The organism is Paramagnetospirillum caucaseum, assembly GCF_000342045.1.
In the GTDB taxonomy this organism is placed as follows: domain Bacteria; phylum Pseudomonadota; class Alphaproteobacteria; order Rhodospirillales; family Magnetospirillaceae; genus Phaeospirillum; species Phaeospirillum caucaseum.
Genome location: NZ_AONQ01000103.1, coordinates 1 through 10,944, shown reverse-complemented (window position 1 = coordinate 10,944; position 10,944 = coordinate 1). Strand labels below are relative to the sequence as shown.

The following is a 10,944-nucleotide window of genomic DNA, read 5'->3' as shown; positions in this document are numbered from 1 at the left end:
GGCGGGCTGGGGCAGAGCAAGCGCGCCAACGTCTCCATGCTCGACTGGGCGCGGCGCGGCGTCGAGAAGGGCTATGTGGTGCTGCTGATGGATGCCCTGCACCAGCGCAATGTGGACACCGTCTGCATGGGCCCCAAGAACGGCGTGGTGTTCGCCCGGGGGGTCAAGGACGCCTTCCAGGCGGCCCGCCACCTGCGAAGCCTGGATTTCGTCCGGCGTGACCGGGTGGCCCTGGCCGGCTGGTCGTGGGGCGCCATGGTCGGGCTGATGGCCTCGCGCAGTTCGTGGGCCGGAGCGCTGGCCGAGGGCGACGGCTTCCGCGCCGTGGTCTCCATGTATCCCGGCTGCTTCACCATCCGGCCGCGCAACGCCCCGGCCTTCGATATCGCCGGCTCCGACGTGACGGTCCCGTTGCTGGCGCTGCTGGGCGGCCAGGATACCGAGACGCCGCCCGCCGATTGCCTGGCCCGTTTCGAAGACGCCAGGGCGGCGGGGGCGCCGGTGGCGTGGCACCTCTATCCCGACGCCACCCATTGCTGGGATTGCCGCCAGCTGGACGGCTATTCCAAGGTGGATATCCGCGGCAATCCGGTGGCCTACCGCCACGACCGGGACGTCACCGAGGATTCGGCGGAACGGATGTTCCGCTTCCTCGATCAGACGATGAAATAGCCCTCAGATCAGGAACAGGTTGTCCAGCGCCTTGAACAGGTCGTCGGCGAAGCTGGCGCCCTTGAACAGCACGGGGACGCGCTTGGGCAGCAGCTTCAGGATGTCGTCATCCTTGTCCAGGCTGGTGATCACCGCCAGGGGAATGTTGCGGGTGGACGGCATGGCCGAGAGCGCCATGGCCAGGTCGATGCCTTCCAGATCGGGCATCATGGCCGAGATGATCACCAGATCGGGCTTGGTCTCCACCACCATGGCGAAGGCCCGGAGCGAATCACCCATCAGCGAGACCCGGTAGCCGCATTGCTGCAGCTCGCGCTCGACGAAGCGGGTCTGGGCGCCGTGGGGCATGACCAGCAGCACCTCGACATTGCGAATCTCGATGTCGCCCAGGTCGAAGCCCAGCTTGGCCGGCAGGGCGCGCACCAGGGCGGCAGGGTCGGTATCGGCCGCCTGGCCCTGGGCCAGACGGGTCATCAGATCGAAATAGCCGATCAGGTCGTCCCAGATGCGCGGCGGCACCACCTCGGGGGTGTTGGCCAGATATTCCTCCAGCCGGTGGGCGACGGTGGCCAGCCGGTGCATGGCGAAATTGGCGGCCTGACCGCGGAACTGGACGGCGGCGCGGCGGCAATCGGTGACCAGCTTGCGCATATCGCACCGCCCGTTGCGGGCGGCGTCCATCTCAACATCAAGGGATTGAAGGGTTTCAACCAGCTCGTCGACAAACTCCAGCCGCAGCTGATCGACGACTTCGAGGGCATTCCTGCCGTGATGGCCATTCGCAGAATCCGACATTTATCCGAATCCGCCTTTCTCTTGCGGGACAACGACCCGAACACCCGGACGCAGTCTAGCCGAGACGCCATCATATGACCATGGCTTTACGGCGGAGCCCGCCCCTCCCTGGGGAGTTGCGCCACCCGGCGAGTTGAGGGACACTGGTGGCCGGGCGCTTACTTGATGTCAGGACAGTTCTTCCGTGTCTTCCGACCAGACCATCGACCGCATCGTCCAGAAGACGCTGCTCAACTGTTCCCCGTCGTCAACCATTCTCGAAGCCGCGCAAACCATGGCCGCGGCCCATTGCTCGTCCATCGTGGTGGTCGAGAACGGCAAGCCGGTGGGCATCTGGACCGAGCGCGACGCCCTGGCCATCGATCTTTCCGACCCGCACGCCTTCCAGCGCCCCATCGCCGAGGTGATGAGCGCCCCGGTCAAGACCATCCATTACCAGAGCACCATCGGCGACACCGGCATGCGCTTCAAGCTGGAGGGCGTGCGCCATTTCGTGGTGGTGGACGATGCCGGCGACGCCATGGGCATCGTCAGCCAGAGCGACGTCATCCTCGGCCACGGGGTCGAGCACTTCCTGGTGCTGCGCCCGGTGCGCTCGGCCATTTCCCGGCCCATGGTCACCATTCCCGGCGGCGCCAGCCCGACCGAGGCGGTGGGCCAGATGCGCGCCGCCCGCGCCGACGCCGCCATCGTGCTGGGCGACGAGCAGACGCCGCCCGGCATCATCACCGAGCGCGACGTGCTGCGCCTGATCGCCGGGGCGGGAACCATCCCCCCCACCGTCGGCCAGGTGGCCAGCCGCCCGCTGCTGACCATCGCCGAGGATGATTCCCTGCTGGCGGCCCGCGCCATGCTCGAGCAGAAGAACATCCGCCATATCGGCATCACCGCCGCCGACGGACGGCTGGTCGGCCTGCTGTCCTTCTCGGACATCCTGGCCACCCTGCAATACGAATACGTCCACCGGCTGGACGAGGCGCTGAAGGAGCGCGACGCCGCCCTGTTGCGCTCGCGCAAGGACCTCAACCTGGCCCGCAAGGTGATCGAGGCCTCGCTGGACGGCATCATGATCGTCGATGCCGAGCAGCGGATCGAGTTCGTCAATCCCGCCTTCACCCACATGACCGGCTACACCGCCGACGAGATCATCGGCAAGAACCCCAACGTGCTGAAGTCCGGCCACCACGACGAGACCTTCTACAAGCACATGTACACGGTGCTGTCCGCCCAGGATTACTGGCAGGGCGAGATCTGGAACCGCCGCAAGAACGGCGAGATCTATCCCGAATGGCTGACCATCAACGTCATCCGCGACGATACCGGCCAGATCACCCAGTACGCCGCCATCTTCAGCGACATCACCGAGCGCAAGAAGACCGAGGAGCGGATCAAGAACCTAGCCTATTTCGACGTGCTGACCGGGCTGCCCAACCGGCGGCTGTTCACCGACCGCCTGCAGATCGCCATCGCCAACGCCCATCGCCACGGCCACCAGCTGGCGATCATGTTCCTCGACCTCGACCTGTTCAAGCGCATCAACGATTCGCTCGGCCACGGGGTCGGCGACCAGGTGCTGGTGGAGACGGCGGCCCGCATCAGCCATTGCGTCCGCGAGGGCGACACCGTGGCGCGCCTGGGCGGCGACGAGTTCACCGTCCTGCTGCCCGAACTGGACCACCTGGAGGACGCCGCCAAGCTGGCCGAGCGGGTGATCAGCCACGTGCGCCAGCCCTTCATGGTCGACGACCACGAACTCTACGTCACCACCTCCATCGGCATCGCCGTCTACCCCGAGGACGGCGCCACCGTCGAGACCCTGATCAAGAACGCCGACACCGCCATGTACCGGGCCAAGGATCTGGGCCGTAACAGCTACCAGCTCTATACGGCGGCCATGAACGCCCGCTCGTTCGAGCGCCTGACCATGGAAGCCTCCCTGCGCCACGCTTTGGTGCGCGACGAGTTCCGTCTGGTCTACCAGGTCAAGGTGGATTCCGAGGACGGCCGCATGTCGGGCGTCGAGGCGCTGGTGCGCTGGCATCATCCCGAGATGGGCCTGGTGTCGCCGGTGGACTTCATCCCGCTGGCCGAGGCCATGGGGGTGATCTCGGACATCGGCGAATGGGTGCTGCGCACCGCGTGCCGCCAGTGCAAGCACTGGATCGACCTGGGCCTGCCGCCGGTGCGCATCGCCGTCAACGTCTCAGCCCAGCAATTCGTCGAGACCGACGTGCCCGAGGTGGTGGCCCGCGCGCTGCGCGAAACCGGCCTGCCGCCCCAGTACCTGGAACTGGAACTGACCGAGACCGTGCTGATGCAGCGGGTCGACGAGGTGGTGAGCGTGCTGAAGGCGCTGCGCGCCATGGGGGTACGCATCTCCATCGACGATTTTGGCACCGGCTATTCCAGCCTGTCCTACCTGAAGCGCATGCCTATCGACGCGCTGAAGGTCGACCGCTCCTTCGTCAACGACATCTTCGACGACAATTCCAAGGTCACCGAGGATGGGGCGGAGATCGTCTCGACCATCATCAACCTCGCCCACAACCTGAAGCTCAAGGCCATCGCCGAGGGTGTCGAGACCCCGGAACAGGCCGAGTTCCTGCGTTCCAAGGGTTGCGACGAGGTCCAGGGCTACCTGATCAGCCGCCCGGTCTCGGGCGAGGACCTCATCAGCCTGTTCGACCGCAACCTGCTGCCCCAGGGCAAGGTGGGCTGAGCTACTCCGCCGCCTCGAGCGCTGAGCCTCAAATATGAGGCGCGGCGCTCATGCGAGCATTGAGCGAGCGGCCAAGGGCGCGGAGGCGCCCACCCGGCGAGGGCAAAACAAATAAAGCTAAAGCGTGATGCACATTTAAGGCATCACGCTTTCGTAGCGGGCAAGATGCCCGCGCTCCATTTTCTCCCGGAGCGCGGCCGTCTCGGCCGCTCCTATTCCGCCGCCGCCGGAACGCCGCCCCGGTCCCGCTCGGCCGGCAATTGCCAGGCGGCGAGCGCCACCAGGGCGGCCGAGGCGGCCAGTACGGTGAATACCGTCTCGAAGCCGCCGCCGGCGCCGCGGATCAGCGACACCAGCGGCACGCCCAGGCCCGACACCCCGAACGACAGCACGAATTTCAGGCCGAAGGCGGTTCCCCGCCACTTGGCCGGCGTGTAGCGCGACAGCAGCAGGTTCTCGGCGGGAATGCCCGCCATGTTGAAGCTGACCGCCAGCACCGCCACCAGCAGCAGCCCCAGCCCGCTGGCATGGGCGAGGCCGAGCAGCAGCGGCACCTGGATAGCCGCCGCCACCAGATAGATGCGCTTAGGCGCCAGGCGGTCGGCCAGATGGCCGGCCAGGATCTGGGTCAGCCCGGCCAGCAGGTAGACCACCGTCACCCCGCCCGCCGCAGCCCAAAGGCCGAACTCGCCCAGACGCTCCTCGAACAGTTTGGGCAGCGACGGCTGGGTGGCCTGATAGACCAGTCCGGCGCACAGCATGGTCACCGACAGCACGATGCCGGCCCGCACCGTCTCGCCCCGGTCGGCGGCGGGCTCGGGCTTGCGGTCGGCCTTGGACTCCACCACCACGCCCTTGGCCAGCATCGCCAGGAACAAAAGGCCGGTGCCCAGCACCACCGCGCCGGGAAGGATGAAGGCGGCACGCCAGCCCGACAGGGCGATCAGCCCGCCGGCCACCACGCCGGCCAGGGCCGGGCCGATGCCGCCGAACACCCCGTTGAGGCCGATGGCCTTGCCCTTGTCGACGGCGTTGCGGATCAGCCAGGAAATGCCCACCGGATGGTAGATGGAGCCGAACATCCCCAGGAAGCCCAGCGCCACCGCCATGGACAGCGGCCCCTGGGCCAGCCCGACGCCCATGGCCGACAGCCCCAGGCCGATGAAATAGACGGCCATCATCCCCACCGTGCTCCAGCGGTCGCCCAGCCAGCCGGCCAGCGGCGCCAGCAGGCCGTAGAGCAGCTTGCCGGCGATGATCAGGGCCAGCACCTCCTCGTAGCTGAGGCCCAGTTCGCCGGGCAGCACCAGGGCGACGATGAAGAAGATGGGCTCGAAGATGTGGGCATAGGCGTGGCCGGCGCAGGAAAAGGCCAGGGATGCCCGGGCGGAGCGGAGGGAAACGGCGGACGACATCTGGAGCGGCTCGAAACGGGATGCTGGTCGGACCACTGTGGCACTCCCATTGATCGCAACGCAACACGAACGTCACCGGCCCGGGCCGGCGGCGGGCTTGCATCGCCCTCGTCTTTGAACGACAGTGAAGCGGTTCACATTATCCTCCGGCCCAGGCGGGTTCCCCTTCATGAGCATGTCGACCGTCATCATCATCAGCCTCGCGGCGGGAGTGATCCTGGTCGTCGGCGGCGGCCTGGTGATGTACATGGCACAACTGGTCAAGAACGCCTATGAGTTGAAGATCCAGCTCAATTCCGAGGTGGACGAGCGCCTGACCAAGATGACCGAGGACCTGGACAAGAAGAGCCGCTGGATCAAGCGCGACCTGATCGAGGAAATCGAGAAGATCAAGATCGCCATGGAAACCTCCAACGCCCAGAAGTTCGCCGAACTGACCGAGCCGTTCGGCAAGCGCCTCGAGGCCATGGAGGAGATGCTGCGCAAGGACCGGGCCGAATGGACCAAGGCGCTGAACGAGGACCGCGAGGTGATCAAGTCCCTGGACGCCAAGCTGGGGGCCATCCGCCGCGAATTCAAGGTGGCCACCGAGGGGGCCAATCCGTCCCTGGACGCCGCCATGGCCAGCCTGGCCGCCGCCAAGGCCGCCGGCGGCGAAGCGCCGCCCCAGGACCCGGCGGCACCGCCGCAACCGGCCGCTCCCGCTCCGCCCCCCCCCGCCGCACCGCCGCCGCCCGCCGCCAACAACACCATGAGCGGCTTCCTGCCCGATCTCGGCAAGAAGGCCTGAGGTTGCTGGACTTATTTGACTTGCCCCGTCACCCCGGCCTTGGGCCGGGGGCCACGAGCCGTAGAAAGGCTGGGGGCTTGCGCCTCTAAACCTGATCGCATCAATAAGGGGGGGCTGGGGCATGCCCCAGATGGAGTCGGGCGATCGCCCGGCCAAACGCCGCCGCCATCGCGCATCATGTCCGGAAGTATCGCCGCCTCGACCCGCCGGCCGACGGGGGCGGCGGGCCGAGGGGCGGCCCATCCCTCCCCAGGGATCAGCGGAACCGCAATCCCATGGTATTTATGCGTATACTTTTGTAAATCGGGTCCCCACCCTATACCAAATCCCAATGAGCCGAACTCATCGGGATTTGGTCAGGCCCAAGGGGCCGCGCGGCTTATGCCGCGGAAGGCAAGGGTTTCGGAGAAACCCGCCCGCCGCTGAGGGCGCCGCTGATCGGTTTCGATCAGCGGGACATGGTATTACTTGGGCAGGTGATAGAACTCGGCGATGCAGTTCCACGCCTCCTCGGCGGTCTCGACGAAAGTGAAGATATCCTTGTCCTCGAGGGCGACCATGCCCTCGTTGATCATGGCGTCGATGTTGATCACCCGCTCCCAGTACTCGCGGCCGAACAGCAGGATGGGAATGGCCTCGATCTTGCCGGTCTGGATCAGGGTGGCCGCCTCGAACAGCTCGTCCAGGGTGCCGAAGCCGCCGGGAAACACCACCAGCGCCTTGGAACGCGTCAGGAAGTGCATCTTGCGGATGGCGAAGTAGTGGAAGCGGAAGCACAGGTCCGGGGTGATGTAGGCGTTGGGCTCCTGCTCCATGGGCAGGACGATGTTCAAGCCGATGGATTTGCCTCCGATGTCGTCGGCGCCGCGGTTGGCCGCCTCCATGATGCCCGGCCCGCCGCCGGTCTTGACCACGAAGTCGCAGACGTGTTCGCCGACACAGGTTCCGGTGACGATGCGGGCGAAGCGCCGCGCCTCGTCGTAGTAGCGGCTATTGGCCACCATGCGCCGGGCCACCGCCAGCCGCCTCGCCGCCTCGCGGTCCTTGGGGTGGGCGCGCGCCTCCTCCTCCGCCTTGGCCAGCACCGTCTGGGCGTGCTCGGGCGAGGGGATGCGGGCCGAACCGAACACCGCCACTGTTGACTTGATGCCGTGCTGCTGCTGCAGCAGTTCCGGTTTCAGCAATTCCAGCTGCAGGCGCACCGGCCGCAAATCCTGGCGCAGCAGGAAGTCCACGTCCTCGAACGCCAGCCGGTAGGCGGGCGACGCGGTCTGGGCCGACGAGGCCCCGGGCTCGCCGGTTTCGGAAACCTCGCGCCGGGCCGAGGCGAACGGTCCGCGCTTGCGGGGCGGCTTTCGCATGAAACAGGAACCTCCTCGACCCAACCTATGTCCAACGGACAGTGTCCGCCATGCACGGTTACCATGGCGTAAAGGCGAAAGCATTGCTTGGAAAGCGCGTCCGGCTTCGCTATAGGGGAGGGAAGCGACCCTGAACGAGATTCACAAAACCATGACCCATCAGCAGTTCGGCGATTTCGGCGACTTCTCCCTGTCGGTCCTGGTGACCAGCCCGCCCTGGTATGAGAACTGCTATCTGGTGGTTCACAAGCCGACCAACACCCTGGCCATCATCGATCCCGGCGGGGACGGCGAGCGCATCCTGGAGGCGGTGGCCGCCACCGGCGCCAAGGCCGAGGTGATCTGGCTGACCCATGGCCATCCCGACCATCTGGGCGCCGCCCATCAGCTGGAGACGGCGCTGGGCATTCCCACCCGCGCCCATGCCGACGAATCCCAGGTGATCTCCACCTCCAGCGACCTCAACCGCACCTTCACCGGCCAGCCGCAGAAGGGACCGGGCAGCCTGGAGACCTTCGCCGGCGAGCCGACCGAAAGCCTGGGCGGCGCTCCGGTGCGGGTGATCCACACCCCCGGCCACACCCCCGGCGGCATCTGCCTGGATTTCGGCGGCTTCGTGCTGACCGGCGACACCCTGTTCCGCAACGGCGTCGGCCGCACCGACCTGCCGGGCGGCAGCGAGCAGCAATTGTGGGCCTCCATCAACCGTCTGCTCGGCCTGCTGGAGGACGACGTCATGCTGTTCTCGGGCCATGGTCCGGAATGGGCGACGCGGGAAGCGCGCCGCTGGTGGCGGATGGTGGGGTAGTCCTCCCACCCCACCGGCCTTCCCCCGCTATCCCCACAGCTGAATGGGGACCAGCCGCATGCCGGGCGGAACCAGCGCCCGGCGGATATCCATGTCGTTGGGCGTCACCGGAATGCGCACGGCGCCCGAGCCCAGCGGCAGCTCCACCACCCGTCCGCCCATGACCTCGTCGGTATAGGTCACCAGCTTGGTGGCCGACAGGGTGGCGCGCAGCATGCCGGCCCGCATGGGATCATCGACCACCAGCACCACGCGGCGCAGGACGCGGCCGGGCGCTGCGTAGGTGAACACCGCCACGCCGCCCCTGGAGGAATATTCCTCGTCGGCCTGGGACAGGGCGGCCATGCGCCGCGCCTCGGGCTCGAAGGTGAAGGTGGCCAGGGGCAGGTCGGAATCGAACAGCCAGTCGCCGTTGGCCAGGGAATAGGCGGTGCGCCGCCCGCCCCTCTCGGTCCAGAACAGGAAATCGTCGCCCAGGCTGGCGGCATGGGCGGTCACGCTGATGTGATAGAGCGGCGGCTTGCGCAGCTCGGACGGCGCGCCGACCAGCCACGCCGACAGGCTGGCCCGGCCCTCGCCGTCGTCGCCCACCGTCACCCGCTGGCGCAGCAGGGTGCGGCGCGGCCGGGGTTCGCCGGTGATGGGAACCGAAACCACGCTGTAGGTGGTGTTGACCAGCTTCGAGGTGATGCGCCCGCGCTCGTCGCGCATGGAAAAGGCCGAGCCACCGGACAGGACGGCCTCGTCACGGCCGAACGACCCCGCGGCCATCATGATGAGCCCGGTCGCCACCAGAATAGGCAAGGTGAAAAGCGTCACCAGACCGGCGACGATCGCTCCCGCGATGAACGGCCACGTACTGCGCATTCCTCCTCCCCATTGGAGCGGCCGGCTCCCCGAACACCCGCCACCTTACGACGCCCTCGCCTTTGCCGCAACCCGGGGTCTGGCCCATCGAGGGCGGTGCGCGTAATTCCTTTGCCGGTCATAGGAAAGGAAGCGTTGACGCCCGCTTTGGCTTTGGTTAGAAACATCGCTCCGGCCAATGCGGTAAGCAACCGCCTCTGCGGAGGGGTGGGTGAGTGGCTGAAACCAACGGTTTGCTAAATCGTCCAGGGACCTAAATCCCTGCGCGGGTTCGAATCCCGCCCCCTCCGCCACTACTTCTAAAGAATAGATTCTCTGACGCATAGATCCTTGGGCGAAAGCCCAAGGATCTGCGCCGTTTATGGCCAGTAGCTGTTGACCTTCTGGTCTTGTGGTGGCGCATTCTTAACCAATTTTCTCTTCTCTCCCGTCCTGTTTCTCTGGAAGCTGTTGACTGCCGCCAAACGGTACGGGTTTTAAAGTTGCAAGTAATTCAAAGAGTTGCGACGCCAAAAGCTGTTGACCTTTTCGCTGTTTTTATTGGCGCGGGCTGGAGTCTGGGAGTGGAATCGGCAGTCAACAGCCGTCTTGGCGCCCCGCAGAGTCGAGCGGCGCCAAGGGCCCCGACAACCGCCATTCGGCGGGAACGTTCCCTCTGCCGGGTCAGTGCCAAGAAGCGCCGGTTGACCCGGCTGTGGCATATGGCCGCTGTACCTAGAGGCCCACCCAGCGGCAGGCGGAGGTTCGCGAGCACCCGAAGGCGCCGCCTATCTCCAGACCTTTATCGATTGGCAATGATTACCGCTTTGGCCGCCTCCTCGCGGGCGCGACGAAGATTTGATTCACGCAGCTTGACCTCGGCAACCCCATCCTGATTGAGAAACCGCATCAAATATGGAACCCGCTCCTCTCGATCCGACTGATTCCGGCCCTTGTTGTGGGTGAACTTTTCAAGGAATGCGACGTCGATATTCGGGAAAGCAAAATAGGCAAGCATGACAAGGAACTCACCGGCTCGATCTGACAAGCGGTCAAACACCTCAAGCAGAGAGTCACGCAAGGCCCCCTCTCGCGCCTTGTCTTGGTAGGAGCGCCGGTCCATCTCCTGCTCATAAATTTGTCTCACCTTGACCCAGCTTCGCTCTAGAACCAGGGGGTCATATTCAAAAAGGAGAGAGCGAAATAGATCGAGTTCGCGGTTGCGAACGGTCGGCAAATCGTAGAGGTCAGATTCCAGCAATGGCCGAAGTGCCTGTAGCTCTTTAGAAGCGACCAAGACCTCCTTGGTTTCATTACCGACCTGTTTGGTAACTTTGCGCTGGTATAGGGCTTCCCAGGCTCCATTCCAGCTCTGCCGTATACGCTCCGAGCTATTGGGATCGTTTTCGATAAAAGACCAAAGATCGACTGCAGTTGATGTCTCTGGGTTCCATTTCCACGATGAGCCGACAATGCTGACTGTTCGGCTTTTCATCATTGTGGGTACAATGTACGTACGGACTACGGCCTCAAACTTC

General features: G+C 65.5%; 8 protein-coding genes, 1 tRNA gene and 1 pseudogene. 5 read left to right on the top strand and 5 right to left on the bottom strand.

Going from position 1 to position 10,944, the window contains the following annotated elements; translation table 11 throughout:
* A partial coding sequence (locus H261_RS21440) for a dienelactone hydrolase family protein (protein ID WP_008621879.1) occupies positions 1 to 672 on the top strand: 672 nt, incomplete at its 5' end.
* 3 nt (positions 673 to 675) lie between these two features.
* Here the strand turns inward: H261_RS21440 and H261_RS21435 are convergent.
* A complete protein-coding gene (locus H261_RS21435) occupies positions 676 to 1,467 on the bottom strand; it encodes an Hpt domain-containing protein (RefSeq protein ID WP_040477148.1) in 792 nt (263 codons plus the stop codon).
* A gap of 184 nt (positions 1,468 to 1,651) precedes the next feature.
* Between H261_RS21435 and H261_RS21430 the strand changes: the two genes are divergently transcribed.
* Complete coding sequence (locus tag H261_RS21430) at positions 1,652 to 4,186, top strand: EAL domain-containing protein (protein ID WP_008621876.1); 2,535 nt, start codon at positions 1,652 to 1,654, stop codon at positions 4,184 to 4,186.
* 212 nt (positions 4,187 to 4,398) lie between these two features.
* Here the strand turns inward: H261_RS21430 and H261_RS21425 are convergent, their stop codons facing one another.
* Complete coding sequence (locus H261_RS21425; RefSeq protein ID WP_008621875.1) at positions 4,399 to 5,601, bottom strand: MFS transporter; 1,203 nt, start codon at positions 5,599 to 5,601, stop codon at positions 4,399 to 4,401.
* Between the two features lie 169 nt (positions 5,602 to 5,770).
* On the opposite strand from H261_RS21425, the gene H261_RS21420 reads away from it, so the two are divergent.
* The gene (locus H261_RS21420) at positions 5,771 to 6,391 is read left to right on the top strand and encodes a hypothetical protein (protein WP_235063010.1); all 621 of its coding nucleotides are present in this window, start codon (positions 5,771 to 5,773) and stop codon (positions 6,389 to 6,391) included.
* A gap of 464 nt (positions 6,392 to 6,855) precedes the next feature.
* Here H261_RS21420 and H261_RS21415 read toward each other — a convergent pair whose 3' ends face one another.
* A complete protein-coding gene (locus H261_RS21415; RefSeq protein WP_008621873.1) occupies positions 6,856 to 7,752 on the bottom strand; it encodes an LOG family protein in 897 nt (298 codons plus the stop codon).
* Between the two features lie 151 nt (positions 7,753 to 7,903).
* Here H261_RS21415 and H261_RS21410 point away from each other — a divergent pair, with 151 nt between their 5' ends.
* Complete coding sequence (locus tag H261_RS21410; RefSeq protein ID WP_008621872.1) at positions 7,904 to 8,560, top strand: MBL fold metallo-hydrolase; 657 nt, start codon at positions 7,904 to 7,906, stop codon at positions 8,558 to 8,560.
* Positions 8,561 to 8,587: 27 nt separating this feature from the next.
* On the opposite strand, the gene H261_RS21405 is transcribed toward H261_RS21410, so the two are convergent.
* Positions 8,588 to 9,427, bottom strand: coding sequence for a hypothetical protein (locus tag H261_RS21405; protein ID WP_008621871.1), 840 nt, complete (start codon positions 9,425 to 9,427; stop codon positions 8,588 to 8,590).
* A gap of 201 nt (positions 9,428 to 9,628) precedes the next feature.
* Here H261_RS21405 and H261_RS21400 point away from each other — a divergent pair.
* Positions 9,629 to 9,720: transfer RNA gene (locus H261_RS21400), tRNA-Ser, on the top strand.
* Positions 9,721 to 10,208: 488 nt separating this feature from the next.
* Here H261_RS21400 and H261_RS21395 read toward each other — a convergent pair.
* Positions 10,209 to 10,944: pseudogene (locus H261_RS21395) on the bottom strand (hypothetical protein); the annotation flags it as partial.